The 25732-nt window shown below is 38.4% G+C and carries 25 protein-coding genes; 6 read left to right on the top strand and 19 right to left on the bottom strand.

Annotated features, from left to right (window positions below):
• Positions 1 to 61: 61 nt before the first annotated feature.
• The 4 genes from hprK to ACIQ2D_RS17965 form a co-directional block, all read right to left on the bottom strand.
• Complete coding sequence (gene hprK / locus ACIQ2D_RS17980; RefSeq protein WP_402866474.1) at positions 62 to 997, bottom strand: HPr(Ser) kinase/phosphatase; 936 nt, start codon at positions 995 to 997, stop codon at positions 62 to 64.
• A gap of 434 nt (positions 998 to 1431) precedes the next feature.
• Positions 1432 to 1758, bottom strand: a complete 327-nt coding sequence (gene cccB / locus ACIQ2D_RS17975; RefSeq protein WP_402866471.1) for a cytochrome c551 — start codon at positions 1756 to 1758, stop codon at positions 1432 to 1434.
• A 53-nt stretch (positions 1759 to 1811) separates the two neighbouring features.
• Positions 1812 to 2660 (bottom strand): YitT family protein, encoded by an 849-nt coding sequence (locus tag ACIQ2D_RS17970; RefSeq protein ID WP_402866468.1) that lies wholly within the window; start codon positions 2658 to 2660, stop codon positions 1812 to 1814.
• Between the two features lie 197 nt (positions 2661 to 2857).
• The gene (locus ACIQ2D_RS17965; RefSeq protein ID WP_402866465.1) at positions 2858 to 4087 is read right to left on the bottom strand and encodes an EAL and HDOD domain-containing protein; all 1230 of its coding nucleotides are present in this window, start codon (positions 4085 to 4087) and stop codon (positions 2858 to 2860) included.
• 271 nt (positions 4088 to 4358) lie between these two features.
• Here ACIQ2D_RS17965 and ACIQ2D_RS17960 point away from each other — a divergent pair, with 271 nt between their 5' ends.
• Genes ACIQ2D_RS17960 through ACIQ2D_RS17945 form a run of 4 tightly spaced genes read left to right on the top strand, consistent with a single transcriptional unit; the run spans position 4359 to position 7018 of the window.
• Entirely contained in the window at positions 4359 to 4733 is a 375-nt protein-coding gene (locus ACIQ2D_RS17960; RefSeq protein WP_402866462.1) for a GntR family transcriptional regulator, read from the top strand.
• Positions 4730 to 5623, top strand: coding sequence for an ATP-binding cassette domain-containing protein (locus ACIQ2D_RS17955; protein WP_402866459.1), 894 nt, complete (start codon positions 4730 to 4732; stop codon positions 5621 to 5623). The genes ACIQ2D_RS17960 and ACIQ2D_RS17955 overlap by 4 nt, the downstream gene beginning before the upstream one ends.
• Positions 5607 to 6329, top strand: a complete 723-nt coding sequence (locus ACIQ2D_RS17950; RefSeq protein ID WP_402866456.1) for a hypothetical protein — start codon at positions 5607 to 5609, stop codon at positions 6327 to 6329. The genes ACIQ2D_RS17955 and ACIQ2D_RS17950 overlap by 17 nt, the downstream gene beginning before the upstream one ends.
• Positions 6326 to 7018 carry a hypothetical protein gene (locus tag ACIQ2D_RS17945; RefSeq protein WP_402866453.1) on the top strand — a complete coding sequence of 231 codons (693 nt, stop codon included), beginning with the start codon at positions 6326 to 6328 and terminating at the stop codon, positions 7016 to 7018. The genes ACIQ2D_RS17950 and ACIQ2D_RS17945 overlap by 4 nt, the downstream gene beginning before the upstream one ends.
• A 178-nt stretch (positions 7019 to 7196) precedes the next feature.
• Here ACIQ2D_RS17945 and ACIQ2D_RS17940 read toward each other — a convergent pair whose 3' ends face one another.
• From ACIQ2D_RS17940 to lplA, 8 genes are all read right to left on the bottom strand, one after another.
• The gene (locus ACIQ2D_RS17940) at positions 7197 to 7838 is read right to left on the bottom strand and encodes a VTT domain-containing protein (protein WP_402866451.1); all 642 of its coding nucleotides are present in this window, start codon (positions 7836 to 7838) and stop codon (positions 7197 to 7199) included.
• Between the two features lie 294 nt (positions 7839 to 8132).
• Positions 8133 to 9683 (bottom strand): fatty acid--CoA ligase family protein, encoded by a 1551-nt coding sequence (locus ACIQ2D_RS17935; protein WP_402866449.1) that lies wholly within the window; start codon positions 9681 to 9683, stop codon positions 8133 to 8135.
• A gap of 142 nt (positions 9684 to 9825) precedes the next feature.
• Positions 9826 to 11760 (bottom strand): FtsX-like permease family protein, encoded by a 1935-nt coding sequence (locus ACIQ2D_RS17930; RefSeq protein WP_402866447.1) that lies wholly within the window; start codon positions 11758 to 11760, stop codon positions 9826 to 9828.
• Complete coding sequence (locus ACIQ2D_RS17925) at positions 11732 to 12508, bottom strand: ABC transporter ATP-binding protein (RefSeq protein ID WP_402866444.1); 777 nt, start codon at positions 12506 to 12508, stop codon at positions 11732 to 11734. Before ACIQ2D_RS17925 ends, ACIQ2D_RS17930 begins: the two co-directional genes overlap by 29 nt.
• Before the next feature lie 11 nt (positions 12509 to 12519).
• On the bottom strand, positions 12520 to 12951 hold the full coding sequence (locus ACIQ2D_RS17920) for a hypothetical protein (RefSeq protein ID WP_402866441.1): 432 nt from the start codon (positions 12949 to 12951) through the stop codon (positions 12520 to 12522).
• An 11-nt stretch (positions 12952 to 12962) separates the two neighbouring features.
• Positions 12963 to 13946 (bottom strand): sensor histidine kinase, encoded by a 984-nt coding sequence (locus ACIQ2D_RS17915; RefSeq protein ID WP_402866438.1) that lies wholly within the window; start codon positions 13944 to 13946, stop codon positions 12963 to 12965.
• Complete coding sequence (locus ACIQ2D_RS17910) at positions 13946 to 14650, bottom strand: response regulator transcription factor (protein ID WP_402866435.1); 705 nt, start codon at positions 14648 to 14650, stop codon at positions 13946 to 13948. The genes ACIQ2D_RS17915 and ACIQ2D_RS17910 overlap by 1 nt, the downstream gene beginning before the upstream one ends.
• 95 nt (positions 14651 to 14745) lie before the next feature.
• Positions 14746 to 15738, bottom strand: coding sequence for a lipoate--protein ligase (gene lplA, locus ACIQ2D_RS17905; RefSeq protein ID WP_402866432.1), 993 nt, complete (start codon positions 15736 to 15738; stop codon positions 14746 to 14748).
• A gap of 141 nt (positions 15739 to 15879) precedes the next feature.
• On the opposite strand from lplA, the gene yhfH reads away from it, so the two are divergent.
• A complete protein-coding gene (gene yhfH, locus ACIQ2D_RS17900; protein WP_402755462.1) occupies positions 15880 to 16005 on the top strand; it encodes a protein YhfH in 126 nt (41 codons plus the stop codon).
• A 302-nt stretch (positions 16006 to 16307) separates the two neighbouring features.
• Here the strand turns inward: yhfH and ACIQ2D_RS17895 are convergent, their stop codons facing one another.
• The 6 genes from ACIQ2D_RS17895 to ACIQ2D_RS17870 all read right to left on the bottom strand — a co-directional run bounded on the left by ACIQ2D_RS17895 (position 16308) and on the right by ACIQ2D_RS17870 (position 22867).
• Positions 16308 to 18497 carry a YhgE/Pip family protein gene (locus ACIQ2D_RS17895; protein ID WP_402866429.1) on the bottom strand — a complete coding sequence of 730 codons (2190 nt, stop codon included), beginning with the start codon at positions 18495 to 18497 and terminating at the stop codon, positions 16308 to 16310.
• A 104-nt stretch (positions 18498 to 18601) separates the two neighbouring features.
• Positions 18602 to 19171 (bottom strand): TetR/AcrR family transcriptional regulator, encoded by a 570-nt coding sequence (locus ACIQ2D_RS17890; RefSeq protein WP_402866426.1) that lies wholly within the window; start codon positions 19169 to 19171, stop codon positions 18602 to 18604.
• A 122-nt stretch (positions 19172 to 19293) separates the two neighbouring features.
• Positions 19294 to 19803 (bottom strand): FixH family protein, encoded by a 510-nt coding sequence (locus ACIQ2D_RS17885; RefSeq protein WP_402866423.1) that lies wholly within the window; start codon positions 19801 to 19803, stop codon positions 19294 to 19296.
• A gap of 3 nt (positions 19804 to 19806) precedes the next feature.
• On the bottom strand, positions 19807 to 21195 hold the full coding sequence (locus tag ACIQ2D_RS17880; RefSeq protein WP_402866420.1) for a sensor histidine kinase: 1389 nt from the start codon (positions 21193 to 21195) through the stop codon (positions 19807 to 19809).
• Positions 21192 to 21875: a response regulator transcription factor gene (locus ACIQ2D_RS17875; RefSeq protein ID WP_402866417.1), complete on the bottom strand. Its 684-nt coding sequence runs from the start codon at positions 21873 to 21875 to the stop codon at positions 21192 to 21194. The genes ACIQ2D_RS17880 and ACIQ2D_RS17875 overlap by 4 nt, the downstream gene beginning before the upstream one ends.
• Positions 21876 to 21877: 2 nt before the next feature.
• Positions 21878 to 22867, bottom strand: a complete 990-nt coding sequence (locus ACIQ2D_RS17870; protein WP_402866415.1) for a YncE family protein — start codon at positions 22865 to 22867, stop codon at positions 21878 to 21880.
• Positions 22868 to 23001: 134 nt separating this feature from the next.
• Between ACIQ2D_RS17870 and ACIQ2D_RS17865 the strand changes: the two genes are divergently transcribed.
• Positions 23002 to 24081 (top strand): glycosyltransferase, encoded by a 1080-nt coding sequence (locus ACIQ2D_RS17865; RefSeq protein WP_402866412.1) that lies wholly within the window; start codon positions 23002 to 23004, stop codon positions 24079 to 24081.
• A gap of 396 nt (positions 24082 to 24477) precedes the next feature.
• Here ACIQ2D_RS17865 and ACIQ2D_RS17860 read toward each other — a convergent pair.
• Positions 24478 to 25732 (bottom strand): mucin 17-like protein (locus ACIQ2D_RS17860; protein WP_402866409.1); only part of this gene is annotated, 1255 nt, incomplete at its 5' end.

Raw genomic sequence — 25732 nt, 5'->3', positions numbered from 1 at the left:
AAAACACAAACTGTATTCATGTTTATTGCCTAAAAAAGGAGGTGACTTTTACTGAATAAAGTTAATCATCAAGTTCATCATTAGAAGAAATGACCTCGTCTAGTCTTCTTGAAAATTCCTCTGCTGCATTGACACCCATTCTTTTAAGGCGGTAATTCATAGCAGCTACTTCGATAATAACAGAAACATTACGCCCCGGTCGTACGGGAATAGTTAACTTTGTCAGCTCTGTATCGATCAGCTTCATCTTTTCTTCTTCTAATCCTAAACGATCATAAACCTTGTTAGGATCCCAAATCTCAAGCTCAATTACTAAAGTAATGCGCTTATAAGGTCGAATAGCGCTCGCACCAAATAAAGTCATCACATCAATAATGCCAATACCACGTATTTCAAGTAAATGTTCCAGTAATGGAGGTGGACTACCGATTAACAAGTTTTCTGATTCTTGTCGAATTTCTACGCAATCATCCGCTACGAGTCGATGTCCTTTTTTCACTAACTCAAGTGCTGTCTCACTTTTCCCAACACCACTTTTTCCGATTATTAGCACACCAATTCCATACACATCCACTAGTACGCCATGTGCAGCCGTCATCGGAGCTAGTCGGCCTTCTAAATAATTCGTTAGCCGACTCGAAAATTTGGTTGTTGTCATATTTGTTTTAAAAACAGGAACATGTTTTTCATTAGAGCCTTGAATAAGCTCTTCTGGCACTTCCAATCCTCTTGAAATAATGATTGCAGGTGTATCTTGCGAGCAAAGCAAACGCATTCGCTCAATTTTTACATCTACAGGCAACATTTCAAAAAAAGATAATTCTGTTTTCCCTAATAATTGAACACGATTTGCAGGGTAATGTGTAAAATATCCAGCCATTTCAAGTCCAGGTCTAGATATATCACTTGTTGAAATCGCTCTACCAATACCTTCTTCGCCACTTATTAAATCTAGATTGAATTTTTCCATCACATCTCTCGTTGTTACAACTACCATTGTGTCTAGCGCCTCCATTCAAGCGAACTGAATATTATTTTATTTTAGCATGACTACATCCAAAATGAATGTTTTTGCACTTATTTTGGCTCATCTCCATAACTTGGGGGTTGATTTCCGCTCCAGCTAGACGCTTTCCGGGGGGGCGTCTGATGAGCCGCTTCGGGGCAACAGGATGTTGGTCACAAAGGCGAATGCCGTCAGCTACACTCGCCCAGCCTCCACTCCTATCAACTAGCAATCTAATATCAATACGCACTTTAATCAAATTTCTACCCTGATTTTAGAGATAAACCCTTATTTCATCTTCAATGTATGTTTTTGATTTTCTATACGCTTTACAAATAATTGAAGAGGGATTGTCCAAAATGTCCACTAGAACAAGAAAAAAACTAACGGGTCCCCAGATCCGCTAGTTTTTTGAATTTGTATTCTTATTTTTGAGTAGCTAACCAAGCAGCAACTGCTTCAGCATCTGCGCCTTTAACAAGACCACCTGGCATACCTTTATCTGTACCATTATTAATAATATCTAAAATTTCAGCTTCTGAAAGACGAGAGCCTAAGTCATTTAGCGCAGGAGTATTACCCATCCCTTGTAATTCGCCACCATGACATGATACACATGACTTCATCGCGATTTCTTCGCCGTCTGGTGTAGTTGTTGCACCTTTATCTGCTGTATCTTTGTCATCTCCGCCGCCACAAGCCGCTAAAAAGATTGCTGAACCGAACACTAATGTTAACATTGCTTTTTTCATTAGTACCCCTCCTCATAATATATAAAATAGCTTACCTCTGTACTATACCAGAATTAGGCACGTTTGAAACCTTCACCTAACACCTCATACGCATCAGAAACAATAACAAACGCTGATGGGTCAACAGTTCTAATGAGTTGTTTCAGCTTTGTGAACTCTGTTTGATAGACAACTACCATGAGCACTGGTCGTGCTTCTCCAGTGTACCCACCAATTGCTGGTAACTTCGTAACACCTCGATTAATTTCGGCATAAATCGCGTCACGCACTTCATCTTGTTTCAAAGTAATAATATAAACCATTTTCGATTGACTAAATCCAAGTTGAATAATATCAATCGTTTTTGTTGTTACATATAGACCTATCAGTGCATATAGACCTTTCTCTAAGTCAAAGACTACTGCTGCACTAATAGCAATCAAACCATCGATTAGTAGAACACTTGTACCAAGCGTTAAGCCTGTATACTTCGTAATAATTTGCGCCAATAAATCAGTGCCACCAGTAGAAGCATTCCCCTTAAAAACAAGCCCTATACCCAACCCAACAACAATTCCACCAAACAAAGCACCTAGTAAAGGATTACTTGTCCACGGTTCCCAATTGTCTGTCAATAATACAACTAAAGGTAACGTAATCGTACCTATAAACGATTTCACCCCGAACTTCTTGCCGAGTAATACAACACCTGCCAAAAATAAAGGGATATTAAAAGCATATTGGACAAGCCCTGGATTCCAGCCAAATAATCCATGTAAGATCGTACTAATCCCACTGACGCCACCAGATGCCACTTGATTTGGTAATAAGAATGCATTAAAGCCGATTGCAACAATCGCAGCACCCGCGATTACATATACATACTCTAGAATATTATTTCGTAAATCATGTGTACCTTTCATATCGCCACACCCACTTCAAATATCTGATTTTTTTCTAAAGTAGAAATGATTATAGCAAATTGTTCCCTCGAAGAGAACTTTAATAAGATGAAGTAAAAAGGATCTATCTCAAAAACCTTGAGATAGATCCTTTTTTTGACTAATATAGCTTAGTATCAAGATTGAACGCCATATCAACTACTTTTTACGCAAAAAAATCAGATTGATGTTTCCGCCCATTCTAGCGCCTCTTTATATAATAAATCCATGCTTTCTATATCTAAATCGAATTCAGGTGCTAACATTTCTAACGTACTCCAATCTAACTTACTTAGCGCAATACTAAAATCTAAGTATGGCGTCATTTCCGTCTCCCCACCTAATATCGTCTCTGAGATTTCTTCTGGGAATGGTAACTTTTGCAAAATCATATTCATTGGTCGTTGTAATATACAATCAATTAACGAGAACATACCAATTAAGAAATACTCTGAGAAATTTTGCTTATAGGAGAGCTTTGCTAGTTTCTCACAAACCTTAGCTCTGAACAGTGATGTCCGCATCAATTCTTTGAAAAGATCTGTATCCGGATTCATATCTATTTCACGCATCGCAAGTAAATAAATCCACTTACGTAGCTCCGCAAGGCCCAGTAACAAAATAGCTTGCTTAATAGAGCGTACTTTAGATTTCGAACGTTTATCAGAATTATTAATCATCTGCAGCAATTTATAGGTCAAAGAAATATCACGCTCAATACTTTCTGCTAACAAATCAATATTTGGTTCTTCATCCTTCAATAATGAAAGAATATGAAAATATTGCAAAGTATTTGTAGGAATATCAGTTGATTTAATAATTTGTGGCTGTTCAAAGAAATAGCCTTGAAATAACTGATAACCTGAATGCTTCGCTACATCAAATTGATTGCGCGTCTCAACCTTTTCAGCAAGTAGTGTAATATGTGGGAAATTCTCTTTTACTTTATTTTCAATTTCCATACGCTCCAGTAATGGCGACAACAAGAAGTCGACTTTAATAAAGTCTATATGAGCAAATAACTCATCATATACTTCTACACTATTATCTAAAATAAAATCATCTAATGCTATTTTATAGCCTAGTGATTTCAGTTCTATTACCCGTTTCACTAATTGTTGGTTAATCGGTACATCTTCTAAGATTTCAATAACGACCTGTGCTGGATTTAAGTAATCCGTTAATCTGCTCTTTAGTAAATTATCTGTAAAGTTTACAAAGCAAGGCTTCCCTTTTGTGACCTCTTCTACCCCAATCGATAAAAAAGAATTTACCAGGACATCTACTGTAGCTGCATCCGAATCCACTAGAGGAAATGCATTCTTATTTTTACTGCGGTATAACAACTCATACGCAACGACCTGTTCGTGAAGATTAAAGATTGGCTGTCTGCCGATAAATACTTCCATTTCGTTGCCCCCGATTCTCCATTTCTAATGAATATCTATTATAGCACCTTTCGTTACTATATGATTACTTAAGATGTCATAGAATTAAAGTCTTCTATAACGAACGTTATCATAGAACTATAAATATGGTTATTTAACCCTTTTCTATAAAGAATTAAGGGTATTTATATATCAGACCTCTTTTTCCATGGACTTTTTTCCAAAATAAGCATATAGTACATTACAACACTAATGCACTATGTCACCAAGAAAACTGAAAGGAGGATTTTTTGTGTATGTCAATTTAGATAGTACGACGCCCATCTATATTCAAATTGCGGAATGGCTACAACACGAGATTGTAGCAGATCGCCTACAAACCGACGACAAAGTGTATTCACAATATCAACTCGCAGAACTATTCAACGTCAATCCAGCAACCGCTGGTAAAGGACTCACTATTTTACTAGAAGAACAACTTCTTTATAAGAAAAGGGGGCTTGGCATGTTCGTAACAGCAGATGCAAAAGAAAGAATCTTAACGAAGCGGCGCAATGAAACACTAACAAAAATGGCACAGAATCTTGTTGTTGAGGCAAAGCGACTTCTCGTTCAAGATGAGGAGTTACTCGAACTAATTCGTAGGACACAGGAGGAATTAAAATGACAATGATTCAATGTGAGCAACTAGCAAAAAACATTAGGAATCATAAAGCATTGCAAAACATTACATGTGCAATTGAGTCCGAAAAGATTGTCGGTATTATCGGACGTAACGGAGCTGGGAAATCGACACTACTTAATATATTGGCGGGCTATTTACAGCCGACAGGTGGTTCTTGCCATATCTTTGGCGAAAATCCCTTTAACAATATTCAAACGGCGGCAAATACCATTATGATTGATGACCGCTTAAATTTTTCTAATTATTTGACTTTAGAAGAAATCCTAACAATGGGTAATGATTTTTATCCAAATTGGCAGGCTGAATTAGCTTTTCGATTACTCGATTATGCAGGTTTAGCTAGGAAAGCGAATCATCAGGAATTGTCAAAAGGGCAACTAGCAACGTTTAATCTCATATATGGGCTTGCAAGTCGTTGTGCGCTGACGATGTTAGATGAGCCTATGAACGGCATGGATGAGGCGATTCGTAGTGACTTTTATCGTGTGATTTTGAAAGAATATATAGCTTTCCCACGTACGATTTTAATTGCTAGTCATCATTTACAAGAGATGGAATCTATTTTAGAGGAAATTATTTTAATTGATGAAGGGGCTGTCGTTGCCCATGCTTCAGTTGATGAATTAAAAGAGCAACTGATTTCACTTACTGGACCGAGTGATGTACTTGCTCCTCTTCTAACGGATTTAGCTATTTACGTGAAAAAAGATCTTGCTGGAATGACTTCAGTAGTAGTGGATGCAAGTAAACTTTTCATCCCCAAAGAAAACTTACAAGAAAGAGGCATTACGACAGCACATTTATCAGCAAGCGAAGTCTGTATGTATTTAACACGTAAAGAAGGATGTGATATTGATGCAATCTTTGACTAATATAACACTGAAAACAATCGTACAAAAACAAGTAAAGTGGAAAGCAAAGTTATATTTATCTGCACTAAGTACATTAGTAATTTTACAAATAATATTCTGCCTCTTGCTTTTCGATTCCGGTAGCGGTTCTTCAGGTCACGGTCGTGGAAATTTAGACGTACAATTCTCTATCTATTCTCTGGATATATTTTTAATGGTTTCTGCATTTTGGGCATTTATTAGTGCCACACTTTTCACAACTAAAGCGTTTCGCACGGATGATTTATCAGTTATTTCAAGCCGTACATCTAGTGCCATTGCTAACATGATTGTCATCATTCTTTATAGCCTTATAGCTGTGGCGATCATGGTTGCTTCTCTGTACTTACAGTTAATCGTTGTCTTATCGTGGAAAGAAAGTCCATTTATACTAGACGATCTCATTGTTTCACCAACGATGTTAATGGTATGTTTTAGTATCATTTGTTTATTTGGTGCGCTTGGCTTACTACTTGGCAATTGCTATAAGGGTACAGCTACCATAAAGGTATTCACTACTATTTTTCTAATACTTAGCTTATTTTTACTTTCATCAAAGTCAGTAGACCTATCATGGCTTTTAATGTTACCTAATTTACTTATAAGTCTAGTGGTGTTGGTTGTAGCAGCACTATGCTTTACCCTAGCTATTTGGATTGCTAGTAAATCGGAGGTGTCTCGCTCATGACAACTTTTTTGATGATGGTATTACCTTTAGTGTCCATTCTATTGATCGTGCTAGCCATTTACAAAGCATTAAAGATGGTGAAGACTAGCATGAAAATACGTTGGACACCAAAGCATATCGTCGTAGTTGTAATAGGTTATGTAACGCTCGGTCTTGTTGCTTTTCTTTATCTAAACTTCTTTTACGAATCAGAAATCACGACACTATCTAGTGATGAAATACAAAAACTAGAGCAACTTCAAGAGGAGGATTTTTCTTTTTTAACATTAACAGATACCTATAAAAAGAAAAGCTGGCAATTTGAATTTGAAGGAGATATTTTACCTGTTATGGTGAATGAAGATAGAAATGGGTTAAACCCAAGAATTAGCGTACGTTATAATGACGATATCAAAAAAGGAAGTGTCCATATTTCCTACTATCAAACCCCTGTCATTATTGAGGGCATTGATCTAACTGATAAAATGCCGCTCCCAAACCTTTACATGTCCGAGGAACAATTAATCATTGAAGCAGTCTCACGCAATTCTATAAGCTATAATAGTTTAAATCCATCATTAAGTATTTTAGACTTTAATCGCGAAATTCATGATGAATCTGGAACTGTACGCTACACTTCCGAGAATGTACTGCTTATTGAGACCGCACGTAGCACAAATCTAGAAGGTCTCCTCAACATTCTTAATTAAGAAAAGCGCATTCGCGCCCTCTTAACTACGACAAGCGCTGGAGAAATCTCATAGCGTGCTTGCCACGCGTAGAGACTTTTGAAGCGACTTCGAGCAGCTGGCACGGATGCCTCGACACCACTAAAAAGTTATACTTTCTTATTCTAAAAAAAGTGAAGCCTCATGCGAGGCTTCACTTTTAGTTGCTCTTTCTAGCTTTCAGTGCACCAATAATTGCTGGTAATACTGAGATTACAATAATTAAAATCAACACAGTTGAGAAGTTGTCTTTAATGATAGGGATGTTCCCGAAGAAATAACCTAATAACGTACAGCTAAACACCCATAAAACCGCTCCTAGTATGTTGTACATAATGAAGTAACGGTATTTCATGCGACTCGCACCCGCTATAAACGGAATAAACGTACGAATAAATGGCATGAAACGGGCAATAACGATTGTTTTCCCACCATGTTTATTGAAGAAACGCTGCGCGGCATCCATACGCTCTTGGTTGACAACACGCCCTAAAAAACTTTTTGGCGGTATCGATGTTCCCACCTTCTTACCAATCTCATAGTTGACTGTATCTCCAAGAATCGCCGCAGCTAAATATACAGGGATTAAAATCCACAGATCAAATGCGCCAATTGCTGCTAGAGCACCACTGGCAAAGAGTAATGAATCACCCGGTAAAAACGGGAAAATAACAACACCCGTTTCGACAAAAACAATTCCAAATAAAATCGCATAAGACCATACACCGAAATCTTCGATAATTTCTACCAGGTGTACATCAATATGCATGATAAAACTAATCAAATCATAAATAATAGACATTTATTAGGCTCTCTTTCAATCAAATTTCTTCATTTCTTCTACGCTTACTTTTTACTTTGACGATGCTATTTCTTCAAAGGTTTCCTTTGACATCATAACATAGCATGAATTTTGATTGTATACCAAGTATCGCAATCTCCTGTTCATATCACAAAATGTAATACCCTAAAAGTCACGCTCAAAACTTTTTATACATGAACGATTTTATCACTCACAGGACATTCACTCAATTATTATGTTAGCTGTATAAAAATAACATAAAAAGGGCTACTCTCACAAGTAGCCCCTCTCACATTATACTTTTACTTCTTTTAATGAACGACGTAGAATTTTACCTGTCGTATTTTTTGGTATTTCATCTAATATCTCAATCACTTTAGGCACCTTGTATTTCACCATATGTTTTGCACAGTACGCTAAAATATCGTCTGTCGTCGATTTTGTAACATCTTTTAGTACAACATATGCATGAACTGCCTCGCCAAAGTCAGAATCAGGGAAGCCAACGACTGCTGCTTCTACAATATTATTATGCGTAAATAATACTTCCTCTACTTCACGAGGATATACATTAAAGCCCCCAACAATAATTAAATCTTTTTTACGATCAACGATAAAAAAGTAGCCTTCCTCATCTTTCCTCGCTAAATCGCCTGTATATAGCCAACCATCACGAATGGCTACAGCAGTTTCCTCAGGCATTTTATAGTAGCCCTTCATCACATTTGGTCCACGAACAATCAGTTCCCCTACTTCACCCACAGGCACATCTTGTCCGTACTCATCTACTACGCGATTTTCAACATTATTAATATTTGTCCCAATCGAGCCTGCTTTACGTTCACGATCTAATGGATTAAAACAAGTTACCGGTGAAGCCTCTGATAAGCCATAACCTTCTGACACACGTACATTAAATTTCTCCTCGAAATTATGTAATAATGCAACAGGTAACGAAGCGCCTCCTGAGATCGCTAGACGAATTGTCGAGAAGTCTTCTGGATTGCCACCTGGTAATTGATATAAGAAGTTAAACATCGTCGGTACTCCCGCAAATACAGTTGCCTTTTTCTCCTTCGCTAGGGTGAAGATTTCAGCTGGACTGAAACGCGGTGCTAGTAAAACAGTTGCTCCACTAAGTAACGGTGCATTGACTACAACCGTTAATGCAAATACATGGAATACAGGTAATGTCGCAATAATACGATCCTCTGCTTTATAGCCTAAGTATGTCGATACATCGCGCGCATTTGAATAAACATTACCATGTGTTAACATCGCACCTTTTGGACTACCAGTTGTCCCTGATGTATATAAAATAATTGCATTATCATCATCTGAAATTTCTACAGGTTCTAACGAGCCCGAAGCTGTTGCGACAACTTGTGAAAATAAATATGTTTTTACTCTAGCTGCATCTGATAAACCAGCTACCTTTTCAGCTGCATCAGCAGCTGTCTCACAAACGATAAATGCTTCTACTTGTGGGAAGGCTTGTATACCCATTTCTACTAATGGTAGAAGTGCATCAAGTGCCACAATCGCTTTCACATCACCATTGCGTAAAATATATGAGATTTCATCTGGTGTGTAGATTGGATTTACTGGAATCGCTGTTGCGCCTAAGCGCATTGTTGCATATAAAGAAATTAAATAATGTGGCGTATTGCCGAGTAAAAACGCCACATGGTCCCCTTTTTCTACCCCTAAATCTTGTAAACCTTGTGCAAAGCGACTGACTGTTTGCTCAAATTCGCCGTACGATGTATCTTTCCCCATAAAATGATAGGCAACTTTCTCTGGTTGCTCAGCAGCTTGTTGACGTACACATGAAACTAAATTCAATTACACCATCCCCTTATCGTATAAAATGAATCATCATTCAGGAATATTATACAAGAAATGTAATTGGAAAACAATTAGTATTTTTACTTCATGTGTGATTTTTCGTTAAATAATTCATTTTATTCTCTTTAACGCAACTTCACTAAGAGCGGATGTGAGAGATGTAACGCCAACGGATCAAGTAAAAATAGACAACTTGAATTATGACAAAAAAGCCAAAAGCAAAGAATACTTCTTTTACAATAGAGATATTAGCAATATCCTTTAAAATGCTCTGTACCATGAAAAAAGCAAAGGCACTATGCATCATTGCCACACCCCAAGGTAAGAAAAACTGCGGGAATAAATGGCGATTTATAAGCTTTTTCAATTCTATATCTGTTAAACCCATGCGCTTTAAAACATCGAATTTTCGTTTTTCACGTTCTAATGACGTATGTAGTTTAAAGTAAATAAAACTACCCGCCGCTAGTAAAAATACTGTAGCTACTAACACGCCAACTAATGTAAATAATGAGTAAGTCGCTAATATATAAGAATAATTTAATCCGGCATTTTCAAAATAAAATGGACCACGATTTTCTTTCTTATAAAAATGCTCTTTCTCTGCTAATTGATCAATTTCTTTGCCTATTTCTTTCGTTTCCATCCATTGAGGGATATCAAATGTGAACAGCCTATAAATGGGTTGCACCATATTGACATCAGCAATAGGCTTTTTCAGCTTTACGAAATCCTCATCACTTATGACAATAGAATTGACACTCACAATGGAACCTGGAAAGACGATTTCAGGATAGACACTATCAATTGTTAGTGGAATCTTATTTTCTTCTAACACTGTATGAACAACCGTATTCTCTAGTTTTTTCAGTGACTCTTCCGAATAAGGGATAAATACAGCTTGACCTTCTGATAATTTCAGCATCGGATAGCCAAAAGAATATAATAAGGTGTTCATATCTGACTCACGAAACACCTCTACCTCATTATTAGTAAAAGAAGAGGTTTGTTTGATCACAACAAATCGTGTTAAATGATAGGATAAACCCTTTTCCTCTAATTGTTCTCTGAGGGAGTTAATATGTTCACTCTCATATGGGTTATCTATATCCCCTTTATAAATTAACCCGAGCGGATTTAGTCGTTCATACTGTGTTGTATATGAAGACATCGTCGCTAATACACCAACTGATAAAAATGCCATCGTCGACACCATTGTCACAACAAAAAACATTTTCACATTTTCCTGCATGATGTTTGTCTGGTCGGCTAGCGATAGCAAACGATAGCGTTGCCAGTGAAATTTACGTTGACCACGTGCTACATCTAAAAAGAAAGGCACCGAATCACTGAAAAAGTAATACGTGCCAAAGGTCGCTGAAAACGGGATAAGTAATGTAAGACCAATCATCGATGTATACGACACAAGCAATGCCAACACATACGTCGCTAAAATTAACGCAATACCATAAATCGCACGTATTTTTGAATACGTTAATGCGCTATGTAAGTAGTTGCTCCCCTTCATTAAATCTCGTATTTTTCGCTCACGTGTAAGATATACGCTGATAAAAGAAATAACGACAAAAGCACTCGTAAAAACACCAAATGTTAATAAAAACGGCTCCCAAGAAACATATAAAGGTAATTCCTCTAAGTGTAAAATTTCACGTACAATCATAAAGAAAAACTTAGAAAACGAAAAGCCAAAAATAATACCGACAATAATAGAGGCAGCACCAATAATCATCGTTTCTAAAAAAACGAGTTTATTCATTTGGCGCTTCTCCATCCCTAGGTGTAGTAGAATACCAAATTCCCGAGATCTAGCCTCTAAAAACGCACTCATTGAGTAATACAAAAAGAACAGTGTAAACAGAACAAGTACTACTTCTGCACCTACCATTCCGATCATTGGTACTTCACCTAAAATACCACTTTCAATATCAGGATGAAACATCAGCATCGAGTAAATAAAAAACACAGCTACTGAAAAAAAGCTCGCCATAAAAAAGGCTCCGTAAACACGGCTATTCCGTACGACATTACGGTAAGCGAATTGTCGAAAGGTCACCTACTTGCCCTCCTCCTAGTAAGCTCAATACGTTTAAAATACGCTGGAAAAACATTTGACGGCGATCATCTTTGTAAATTTCATTGAAAAACTCGCCATCTTTAATGAATAACACTCGGTCACAATAACTCGCAGCAATTGGATCATGCGTCACCATAATAATTGTCGTTTTCCTTTCGTTACTTACCTTTGTTAATAACTCAAGTACATCACGAGATGAATTCGAATCTAGATTACCAGTCGGCTCGTCTGCTAGGATCAAGCTAGGGTTATGAATAAGTGCACGACCAATTGCGGTTCTTTGTGCTTGTCCACCAGAAATTTCATTCGGACGTTTGTGTAAAAAAGACTTTAAATCCAACTTTTCTACAATATCCTCGAGACGCTCTTCCACCACTTTTAACGGCTGTTGATCAAGTGTTAACGGCAAAATAATATTCTCCTCTACCGTCAGCATATGCAGCAAATTAAAATCTTGGAATATAAAGCCCAGCTGGCGTCGTCTAAAATAAGCAAGCTCTGCTGCATTTAAATTATGGGGGTTCATACCATCTAAAATGATTTCTCCACTCGTCGGTTCATCAATAGTGGAAATAATATTCAATAACGTCGTTTTCCCACTTCCTGATCGCCCCATAACGGCTAAAAACTCTCCGTCTTCTACCTCAAAACTTAGCTGATTGAGAGCACGATGTGTAACCTTCCCCTCATAAACCTTCGTAATATCTTTTATCTGCAAAATAGGCATAACTATTCACCTTATTTCTTCATTAATTCCATTGACTCTGGTAATAACCATTGGAGTACTACTTCAAATCCTATTTGAAAATATGGAGCTGTTAACATTTCAGGCTTGCCACCCTCTTCTTCCACTAGGCTAAAGCAATGTTGACCAACAACGATATCCCACTCATCAAATTCACCATCTATAATTTCTCCACACAGATGATAATAACCACTATACATAATTTGACCGCCATCTACTGGAAAGGCGTTTAACTGACTTGGCTTATGTAAGTCTAACCCAAGTACTTGGCAAAAATGCAATACCTCCTCATCGAGTAATAGGCTCGCTTTACGGAAGTTTTGACATGTTAGACAATCACATACCTCAGTAACTGTTTCATATACAGCCTCTGTTTTTTCTATATCCATGTTCAATAGCCAATTTTCAATGCGTACCTCGTTCATCCGTGCTCCCCCTAATTTGTAAATGTCACTGTAACAATTGTCCCTTTTCCAACTTTTGATGTAATGTCGAGTTCATGACCGAGTTTTTCACAGATTTCATTTGCTAAATATAAGCCCATTCCTGTGGATTCCCCCGTTTTACGTCCATTTTCACCAGTGAAAAAGGCTTTTGTTACACGTGAAAGATCAGAAGTAGGAATACCAATCCCTTCATCACAAATTGCAAGCTGAACATGCTCTTCATTTTGAATCGCTGAAATGGTTATTTTTTTATTGGCCTCAAATGTGTATTTCACTGCATTTGTCACGAATTGACCGATTATAAAGTGCAGCCACTTTGAATCACTTGCAACAATGATATCCTCATCAATATGAATTTCTGGGAAAACACGTTTTGTAATAAAAAGACGTTTATTTTCATTAACAGTTGCAGTAACAATAGCTTTTAATGCAACCCGCTCTACATGCATATCCTCTTCAAAATTTTCTAAACGTGCATTCACAAGCACCATATCTAGACCTCTACGTAGGCGATCGACTTCCTCTTGCACATTCTTTTTATCTAGTGGTCGTTCGTCTTGCAAAAGTAACTCAATGACTGAAATGGGCGTTTTCATTTGGTGCACCCATTGATTCATAAACTGATCATGCCGCTTTTGACTTGCATATAACGCGTGGAGTTCATGCTGATAAAGACGATACAGCTCATGCATATATTTTTCAGCTTTCATCGCCTCTGGTGTTTTCGCATTTTTTTGCAACGCATCTTCCATTGTTTTTGGTAACTGTGCAATTTTAGTTAAATAACTTTTGCGCATCAAATATCGCACAAGCAAAAAAGATCCCAAAAGCACCAAACTTATAGAAAAAGTGTATACCGCAGTATCAACATTGCGGAAGCCATCTAGCCAGTACAACACCATAATAAATCCGACTAATAGTACTTGGAAAATGATAAAACTAGCATAGTCTCGTAAAAATAAGCGCCAGCTCATCACAGCTCACCCTCACTTACGATAAAACGATACCCCGCACCTCTAACAGTTTCAATTGTTGACTGTACATTGTAATCTGCTAATTTTTTTCGAACGCGCGTCATATTAACGTTCAATGTATTTTCGTCAACAAATGCTTGGTCATCCCAAAGTTCTTCAAGTAATTGCTCACGCGTCACCACTTTCGGTGCATGTCCCATTAACAGCTCTAAAATAATACATTCTTTTTTCTGCAATGGAATTTCTAAGTCATTTTTATGCAACTCCATGCGCTCTAAATGCAATACAAGTTGCCCTTGTTTAATCGTGCGTTCTTCCTGTCTTGCAGCATACTCACCATATGTACGGCGCAAATGACTACGAATTTTCGCTAGCACAATTTCGTAATTAAACGGTTTAGTAATAAAATCATCGCCACCATTTTCAAGGGCAAAAATTTGATCCATTTCGCCTGATCGTGCCGAGATGAAAATGATTGGACATGTCGTATATTGACGCAATTGACGACACCAGTAATAGCCGTCATACGCGGGTAAATTTATATCAAGCAAAACCATATGTGGGTTAAATGCTGTAAATTCTTCGATTAATCGATCAAATTCTTGTATTGTTTCAACTTCATATTGATATTTTCTAAGTGTATCTGCGAGTAATGATGCAATCTTCACATCATCTTCAACGATAAATATTCGATGCTTATCCATATGCACACTCCTTTCAACTATTATTGTATCAAAAAAAGGGCTTGCGACATAATTGTCACAACCCCTTTTTTTCACAGTATAGTATCACTTACTTGTTAATAGATCAGCTGTAAGAAATCTTGGTCTGTAATACCACCAAAGTATTTAGGAATATCAATATCCTTCAATACTTCTGCAATTGATGTGCGGTCATAATTTGTCCCAATAAGACGCGCTTCGATATCTGCTACATCACCAACACCGAAAAAGTCTCCAAAAATATGTGCTTCTTCAATTACACCTTTATTTACTTCTAGGCGAATATCAATCCCACCTGAAGGGAAGCGATGAGTTTTTTGAATGTTGAAACGCGGAGATTTCCCATAATTCCATTCCCATTTTTGGTAACGTTCTTCGGAAATTTTGTTGATGTTTGTCCAATCTTCTTCCGTTAACTCGTAGTAGCGAATATTTTCTTCACCATCGAACACAGATTTTAAAATTTCCATGCGGAATTGTTCCACCGTCATTTCATCACTTAGAAGTTCAGAAATGTTTGCTACGCGTGAACGTACAGATTTAATTCCTTTTGATTCGATTTTATCTTTTTTCACTTTTAAAGCAGAAACAACAGCGTCAATTTCTGTATTAAACAAAAGCGTCCCATGTGTAAACATACGGCCACGAGTTGCAAATTGAGCGTTACCTGAAACTTTTCGACTTTCTGCCAAAATATCATTACGCCCTGAAAGTTCTGCATTCACACCTAATTTTGCAAGTGCATCTACTACTGGCTGTGTAAACTTTTTATAGTTCATGAAGCTGTCTCCATCATCTTTTGTGATGAAACTGAAATTCAAGTTACCTAAATCATGATATACAGCACCGCCACCTGACAGTCGGCGTACAACGATAATGCCATTATCCTCAACGTAGTCTGTATTAATTTCTTCAATAGTGTTTTGGTTCTTGCCAATAATGATGGATGGCTGATTAATGTAAAACAACAAAATCGGTTCTTTTTCGACATCCATCGTTTTTAGTAAATACTCCTCAATAGCAAGGTTTATGCGTGGGTCATGAATCCCTTTATTATCAACGAAAATCATAGTCATTTCCTCCTTCACAAAATATCCATATTTATTTTAACGTAAATTAGGCATTTTGTGTTGACGTTTCGCATCTGTTATAATACACTGAGTAATATCAAAACAGTAATAGTACAGATGAACTTAAAGGAGGAGTCCACAATGTTAGAAAACGTAGTCGAATTTTTCAAGAACTTACCTGCAAAGCAATGTACAGAGTGCGGTGAACAAATCGAAGAACAAAGCGAATGCTACAGCAACACTTGTGAAAAATGTAACTGCCTATAAGCATTTGCCTATACTGTAATTGTCATACGTGCCCCACACGTAGTAATAATGATAATCCTCATCATACATTTGATGAACCCTTAATTAAATCTCTTACACTAGAAAGTCGCAACTGATACGCTCATATCAGTTGCGACTTTTTGTTTCAACTTTACGATATACGCTCTGCGACAATCTCTCCGTGAGATGTTGAAATCTTGGTAAAGCGGATCACTTCACTTGCAAGCGGATGCTTCTTCGACATACACAATCGCATAAAAAAGCACTCACCATATCATGATGAGTGCCACGAAACATGCATCTTAGTTTTCTTCCGCTACTTTTGAGTAACGCTTTGTGTGTAATAACATAAAGTAACCAAATGTAATGACTAAGAACACAACCATGTAACCAAATAAAATAGCATAGTTTTGGAATAAGAATGACATATCGCCTGTTGATACGCTTGCTTTAAATGCTTGAACTGAGTATGTCATTGGCAATAATTGATTGAATACTTGTAGTGGTCCAGGAATTAATTCCAGCGGGAACGTACCTGCACTTGTTGTTAATTGTAAAATCAATATCACAATTGCTACGAAGCGACCAGGGTCACCCATAATCGATACAAGCATTTGAATTAACGCTAAGAATACATAGCTTGTAAGTAAGGCTGTTAACACGAAGTACCCCATATTTTGTACTTCAAGACCAAGTCCCCACTTCACTACGCCTACAGTTAATAATGATTGAATTAAACCAACTACTGCTAATACAACCACTTTACTTGTGAACCATGATGCACCGTTTTTCGGACGAATTGCTGGCTCAACTAGTGGGAACACAATAGAAATAAGAAGTGCTCCTACGAATAAACCTAAAGAAATAAAGTAAGGTGCAAAACCTGTACCATAATTGGCAACTGGGTTTACAGAATCTTTTTCTACTTCTACCGGACTACCGACCATATTGTACGTGTCGTCATTTGCCTTCACTTCACTTGCCTTTTCACTTGCTTCACCTAATTTGTCAGAAAGTGTTGCTGTGCCATCTGCAAGCTCCGTTGAACCTTCTGCAAGGGTTGTAGATCCTTCTGCTAGCTCACCTGATTTTGAAGCAAGTGTTGTTGTACCATCATTTAATGTAGATGTACCACTTACTAATTCATTTAAGCCTGCAACTAATTGTTGAGAGCCTGATGATGCTGAGTTCACACCTGCTTTTAGTTCATTTAATTTTTCAGCAAGTGTTGTATTACCTGCTTGTAAATTTTTAGCACCTTCAATTAACTCGTTGCTTTTCGCTGTTAAAGATTGGGCACCAGCTAGAGTTTTCGCTTGACCGGCTGCGATTTGCGTTGCACCAGCATTTACTTGATTTGCTCCTGCTTGTAGTTTTTCTGTACCCGCAGATAATGAAGATAAACCATTATGAACATTTGTGCTACCTGCTTGAATTTGCGCTAATGTTTGCTTTAATGCAGCAGCTTGATCTTGTGGCATTGTCTCCAATGTACTTTGTAATTGCTCGGCTAATGCGTTAATACCTGCTTCTACTTGTGCGGAACCTGCTGTTAGTTCTGTTGCTGCGCCATTTAGCTTGCCAGCACTCTCGGCAAGTGAAGCTGAACCGTCTAGTATTTGCTGTTGTTTTTCATTTAACGTAGCAAGACCATCTTCTACTTGCGCCACGCCTTCTGTATATTGTTTCATACCTTGTTGAAGGTTAGATGCACCCTCCGCTGCTTGCTGTGCACCTTGTTGTAACTGAACAGTACCATCTTGCAATTTTACTAAACCAGTCGATAATTCAGAAGCACCAGTTGCTGCTTTTTGTGCGCCTGCGACCAGTTTATCGGTACCATCTGAAAGTTCGATTGTGCTAGATGCTAATTGTTCTAGATAACCTTTTAAATCACTTGCACCATTTGCAACTTTTTGTGCACCTTCATCAAGTTTCGCTGAACCATCAGCCGCTTCTGTAAAACCATCACCTAAAGTAGCAATAGAGTCAAATAATTTTTCTGCATATGTCGTAGATACTTGCGTGTTTACTTCTGCACGTATACGCTCCATTGCTGTTTCACCGATTTGTGAACTTAAGAAATTTAACCCTTCATTCGGAATATAATTCATCACTAATTTTGAAGGTTTATCATCTAGTAGGGTTGTAGCATGTTGTGAGAAATTAGCTGGAATTTCTAAGATCATATAATATTCTCGACCATTCAAACCTTTTTCCGCTTCGTCTTTCGACACTTCGATAAAGTTGAACTGTTTACTATCGACTAGCTTCTCGACTAAGGTTTCCCCTAAATCCAGCTTGACGCCATCCATCTCTGCGCCACTATCTTCATTCACAATTGCTACTGGTAATTCAGGCATACCTGCATATGGGTCCCAGAACGCCCATAAAAACATCCCTGCATACATCACTGGGATGAATAACACAGCGACAATCGAAACAAGCATTTTTCTTGTTTTGAAAATCTTCAGCCACTCTGCTTTAATCATATATTTCTCCACTCCTATACGTTGTGACCAAAATCGTCATTCGGTCATTTTGGTGCAAAAAAAATCTCAAAATTCACTACTAGTGAAATTTGTAGATTCCTTCTTTAAAGGACAAGTCCTCTAAAAATCGTTTCCTTAAAAAGATTTAGTATCTTTTCTTCAGGGATTTTGTCATCATGTAGCTCATGCCAATCAACAATAAATGCTAAATACGCTTTTAATAGTAAGTAGCTTACAAGCGCTGTATCACAATCTCGAATTTCGCCTTTATCAATACGCTTTTGAATTAATGCTGCCACGTATGATAAAATCTCTGATTCGATGCGAATTAAAACCTGTTTTACTGCTGGCGTGCGCAACTCTTTTTCTTCCTCAATTAACTTAGCAAACAAAAGATGTTTTTCACGGAACTGTAGCATTTTCATTAAAGCGTTATGCGCATTGTCCATAAAGCTCGCTGATGTATCCAGTACGGCATCTGCTTCTGCTCGCATTTCATTCACTAGGGACATAGCAATTTCTTGAAATAAAATTTCTTTATTTGCAAAGAATGTATAAATCGTTCCTTTACCGACATTAGCGATTTTCGCCACCTGTTCCATCGTTGTTGCTTTATAGCCAAACAATGTAAAAGATTTTGAAGCCGCTTCAAGAATTTCCTGCCTACGATCCATTACTGTCATCCTTCCTTGTTACGTTATGTACATGATTTGTACAGGGAAAATCGAAATGACCAGAATACCATTTCGGTCATCTGGTCATTATCATAATACTATTTATATGTTAATGCAAGCATTTATTCGTGGTTAGTCTCACTTTTTTCATGTTCTGTAATATCAGAATCGTCCTTACCGTGGTCCATCGTATTCATTTTGTCGTCTTCACCTTCTGGTAAAACTTGTGTCATATCTGGAGTGCCTGCTGTAATTTGTTGTTTTGGCATTACATGCATTGAATTAGCTGTTGTATGAGCATACATGAAATACACGCCGTCATGATCAAATGTAACATCGGCTTTATAAACACCTTCTTTATCTAAGACGCCATCTAGCATTTGACCTTCGTCACGTTTCCCGGATTCCCATACTTCAAATTCAACGCTTGCATCATCAATGTTTTTCTCACCTTGGATAACATGTGCTGCAAGTTCGATTTTTTCATTTACTGCCACTTCTGTTGGTGTTAGAATTTCCACTTCTACAATATGTAATTCTTCATCTGTTGGTGGTGCTGCTGGTTCTTCTTTTTCTGTACATCCCACTAGTAATGCTGGTACTGCTACTAATGCTAATAACCATTTTTTCATCTCTTATTCCTCCATTAATGGCATCGTTATACTTACTTTCGTGCCTTTTTCTATTTCACTCTCTATTACAATTTTTGCTCGCAACTGTTTTAATAATTGCTCGACAATCGAAAGCCCTAATCCACTACCACCGTCTGACCGACTGCGTGCTTTATTTACTCGATAGAAGCGTTCTGTGACATGTGGCAAGTCCTCCTGAGGAATGCCAATGCCAAAATCTCTAACCGTAATGTATGCAAATCCGTCCTTTTCAGTGGCTGATATTTCTATTGATGATTGTTCATCGGAATAATTTATTGCATTTTCAATAATATTAATAAAGATCTGCTTTAACTTCACTTCGTCCGCTTCAACAATTAACGTTTCGTCCACCATCAGCTGTAATGTAATCTGCTTCCTCTGCGCTTGATGGGTCAATAATTGCTCCACTTCACGTAATGTCTCCGCTAATGGAATTGGGTACAGAGTAATCTGCGTTTGCTCATTTTCCATTCGTGCTAATTGCAGCAACTCATTCGTTAGGCGCTCCATTCGATTGGCTTCACGTACAATAAGTTGAATCGTTTCTTCTTTTTGCTCCTCGGCAATAATACCATTTTGTATTGCTTCACTATAGCCTTTTACATAACTAATTGGTGTCCTTAATTCATGTGAGACTGTTGCTAAAAACGCTTTCTGCGCTTCATCCTCACGCTGAATTGCTTCTGCCATCTCGTTAAATGTACTCGATAGCTTACCGATTTCATCACTTGAATTAACCGGTACGCGTGCTTCATAATTACCCAGCGACATATTTTCCACAGCAACTTGCAGTTCATTTAACGGACGCATAATATGTCGAATTCCTTTATAGACAAAAAAGCTCGTAATGAGTAAAAATACAAATGCACTCACAAACAAAAATATGACTTCTTGACTTGCAAGCTCACTTATTTTAGCCAGTGGGAAGTAAATATAAATAATACCCTCTAATCGATTTTGGTCCACAAGTGGTAAAACAACCGAGATTAATTGGCGGTCAAACCGTGGCTCATAGCCAATTTTTTTTACAGACTTTCCTGCCAGTAATTGTTGCCTCTCCTCCGTGCCAATCAATGTTTCATAATCAATATCAAAGGGTACACAAGCACTGAGTTCACGAGGATTTCGCACTGCAAAAATATTTAAATTGGAATAATCATTATAGGCTTCAATATCTGCAATGAATGCATCTGTCACCTGACCAGCCACATACTTTGTTTGAAGCTTCGTACCAACTTCGATCATCGTACTTGCCGTATCCTCTACGTATAGTTGTTCATACAAATAATCTGTTAGGAGATACATAAAGACAATAGTAATCATTAAAAATGTAAAAATTAACAGCCAAATTCGTGTGGAAATTTTCTTCATTCTCCCGGATCTAAACGGTAGCCAACACCCCATACGGTTTGAATATGCTCTGCCGCTTCCTTTCCAAGCTTCAAGCGTAATGTTTTGATATGTGTATCGACAGTTCGCGTGCCCCCTACATAATCAATATCCCAAATGCGTTCTAATAGTTGCTCACGCGAGTACGCATTTCCTGGATTTTTCATAAATAAATGCAGTAAATCAAATTCCTTTAATGTTAGCGGAATAGATTTTTCATTGACCGATACCTTACGTGCAACCTCATCAAGTTTTATCGACCCATATGTTAGATACTTTTGCTGTAAATCGGCAATAGCCATACCGCTTCTTCTAAGTACTGCATGAATACGTGCGACAAGCTCATCTATTGTAAATGGCTTCACAATATAATCATCGCCACCAAGTGTTAGCCCCTTTACCTTATCCTCATTCGCATCACGTGCAGTTAGAAAAATAATTGGGACATCGGACATTGCACGAAGACTTTGACAAACAATAAATCCATCCTCATGCGGCATCATCACATCAAGCAACACTAAATCAATTTTTTCACGAACTATAATATCGTAGGCTTCTGTCCCATTAGCAGCTGTAAAAGTTTCAAATTTAGAATTTTGAAGCATCATTTCGATTAAATATCTCATATCCTTCTCGTCATCAACGATTAATATAGTTGTCACACTTATTCCTCCCTTACTAACAGCTGAAAGGAGCCTTTCCCTACATCAACTGTTTTTTGCACTTCGCCATCTTTTATAAAGTAAAGTGTATGGTCGTCATAGCCAGCAACGATAATTTGATCATTTAGCTTATTTACGACAAATGGATTCGCCCCAACTTTAAGGTGCCATTTTACTGCGCCACTAAAGTCTGCGACATACAGTTCGTTGTGACCATGACTTACAACTAAAATCTCATCATCAGCCTTCATAAGTCCAACTGGCATTAATGGCATCTCTATGTCTCCTAATGGTTCACCTGATGACAAATCATAACGCTTCACGGAACTATTTGGTTTACTGCCTTCTCCATGACCACCAACCCATAGCTCATTTGTTTCTTCAATAATAGCAATACCATGAGAGGACTTATTAATAGGCCACTCCTGTTCTACCGCTAAATCATCCATATTTAGTACGGATAATTTAGTGTCTTTAAAATTAATGACATACAGCTTGTCCTTTGTAGCAGCCATTGACATAGGGTAATTGCCAAGTTGTTGACTTGCAAGTTCGTTACCTTCCTCATCAAAACTCGTTATTGTATTTGTCTTATTATTCGTAATGAAAAATTGATGTGTTGCTTCTGAATAATAGACATTTGTTGTCCCTATATCCACTTTCTTGGTGTAAAGCTTTTGACCAGTTGTTAAATCATATAAATCTATGGTGTCTATCTGATTTCCATACAATAATACATGGTCATCTCCTATTAATACAGCGCCTGAATATGCTTTTTCAAATAACCAGGTCGCCATAACCTCACCCTTTTCGTCGATAAAATCGAGCGAAGGCTCTTGAATATTTAATGACGCAACAAATGATTTTTCACGTTCAATCGGCGTAAACGATTTTTCTGCACAGCCTGCAAGCCATACCATTTGAAATAAAGAAAAAATTAAAAACGCCCATCTTTTCAACGTCATCACCTCTGTACTTTTACTATACTCCATAATTGTGAAATCTAGGTGAAACTTGAAAGGTAAATTTATGGCGAACCCCATTATTGAACGATGAAGTTACTTTCATCCAAACAAAGAGCACCTTGCAACATATACTACATAGATTATTTTAGGGGGGATACGATATGGTTACGATTAGCCTATGTATGATTGTCAAAAACGAAGAAGAGGTAATTGGGAGATGTCTTGAATCAGTAAAAGATTTAGTAGATGAGATTAATATTGTAGACACTGGTTCTACAGATAACACCAAGAAGATTATTGAACCGTTCACTGACCGTATTTTTGATTTTCAATGGATAGACAATTTTGCGGCAGCACGGAACTTTTCCTTTCAGCAAGCTACCAAAGAATACGTCCTATGGCTCGATGCTGATGATGTCTTCTCTACAGAAGAGCAAGATAAGTTTAAAGCCTTAAAAGAATCCTTAACAACTGACATTGATGCTGTGTCAATGAACTATTATTTAAGTTTTGACGATGAAGGTAATGTTAGTTCCTCATTAAGAAGATACCGTTTAGTAAAACGCGAAAATCAATTCCAATGGATAGGTGCTGTCCACGAATATCTATCAGTTGGTGGAAGTCTATTGAATAGTGATGTAGCGGTAAGTCATTTACCTCTAAGTCATGACCACAATCGAAATATTGAGATTTACAATCAATTAGTTAAATCTGGTGAACAATTGTCTCCACGTGATACATTCTATTACGCAAACGAACTTCTTGACCATAATCAATATGAAAAAGCTATTTTTTTCTACGAACAATTTCTAACGTCTAAGTTAGGTTGGGTAGAAGATAATATCCGAGCATGCTATAGACTAGCAGATTGTTATTCACATTTAAACGATAAGGAAAATTATTTAACCTCCATCTTAAGAAGTTTTGAATATGATATTCCTCGCCCTGAAGCATGTTGTAGACTCGGTTATTATTTCATGGAGCAATTTAAAAATTACGAAGCCATTCATTGGTATGAACAAGCACTACTAATAAAACAGAACCCTCATGCTCCCTTCCAGAACAACACCTTTACTACATGGCTCCCCCATCTACAACTATGTGTTCTATACGATCGATTACAACAATATGAAATTGCCAACGCCCATAATGAACGAGCATGGACATTCAAGCCAAACGATGAAAAAATATTGTACAACAAAGAATATTTCAATCGAATCTTAAAAAAAGAAGAAGAGTAAATCTAAAAAATTTTCTCCTTATATATACATTGAATACTTACTATAAAAAGAATGAGCAGGTATACCGTCTGTGGTACGCCTGTTTAGTTTTCCTATTGTCTAAATTCCCCACTCATGTACTTCCGGAAAATCCTAAAGCCGTATTTTTATGATATATATCACGAGATTTTAAGCATCAACTTTTACTGTTTAAAGAGAAGTTCTAAAGCTTCCTTATAATCCAAATAGATATTTCTAAACTATAGCCTTTGAAATCAATACTTCGTTTATCTTTATTATTATCATATTTTACGTCCTTACATTTTTGATGAATCAAATAGTTACTTGTCAGCTCCCTCTACATCCTCTACTGAATACGATAGTAGAGAAAGGAGGTGAAATAATGAATTTTGCAAATTACTTTTCACAAAGGCCTTGCAATAAATGTAACAGCTTCCCATGCCGTTGTATGGATGGTCTTAGAGAGCAAAGAGGTGTGCTTAAACCAATTGCGCATGGGTGTGGATGTGGTTGTTCGGGTAATCTAAGAGGTCCTACGGGGGCTACTGGTAACACTGGCGCTACTGGGGCTACTGGTAATACGGGGGTCACTGGCAATACTGGCGCTACTGGTAATACTGGTACTCCAGGGGCTACTGGCAGCACGGGCGCTACCGGTAACACTGGCGCTACTGGTAACACTGGCGCTACTGGCAACACTGGCGCTACTGGCAACACCGGCGCTACTGGTAACACTGGCGCTACTGGTAATACTGGCGCTACTGGCAACACCGGCGCTACTGGTAACACTGGCGCTACTGGCAACACTGGCGCTACTGGCAACACGGGCGCTACTGGCAACACTGGCGCTACTGGTAATACTGGCGCTACTGGCAACACCGGCGCTACTGGTAACACGGGCGCTACTGGGGCTACTGGTAATACGGGGGTCACTGGCAACACGGGCGCTACTGGTAATACTGGCGCTACTGGCGCTACTGGGGCTACTGGTAATACGGGGGTCACTGGCAACACTGGCGCTACTGGTAATACTGGCGCTACTGGCAACACCGGCGCTACTGGTAATACTGGTACTCCAGGCGCTACTGGCAACACTGGCGCTACTGGTAATACTGGTGACACCGGTCCTGCTGGCATCGCTGGCTCCGCTGGCGCTATTGGCGCTACTGGCAGCACGGGCGCTACTGGTAACACCGGCGCTACTGGTAACACCGGCGCTACTGGCAACACGGGCGCTACTGGTAACACGGGCGCTACTGGCAGCACGGGCGCTACTGGTAACACCGGCGCTACTGGTAACACCGGCGCTACTGGTAACACGGGCGCTACTGGCAGCACGGGCGCTACTGGCAGTACTGGCGCTACTGGCAGTACTGGCGCTACTGGTAATACTGGGGCTACTGGTAACACGGGCGCTACTGGCAGCACGGGCGCTACTGGCAGCACGGGTGCTACTGGTAACACGGGCGCTACTGGTAATACTGGGGCTACTGGTAACACGGGTGCTACTGGTAACACGGGCGCTACTGGTAATACTGGGGCTACTGGTAACACGGGCGCTACTGGTAATACTGGGGCTACTGGTAACACGGGCGCTACTGGCAGCACGGGCGCTACTGGCAGCACGGGTGCTACTGGTAACACGGGCGCT

Source organism: Lysinibacillus sp. NPDC097287, assembly GCF_044761695.1.
In the GTDB taxonomy this organism is placed as follows: domain Bacteria; phylum Bacillota; class Bacilli; order Bacillales_A; family Planococcaceae; genus Lysinibacillus.
This window is presented reverse-complemented; position numbering and strand designations above follow the sequence as displayed.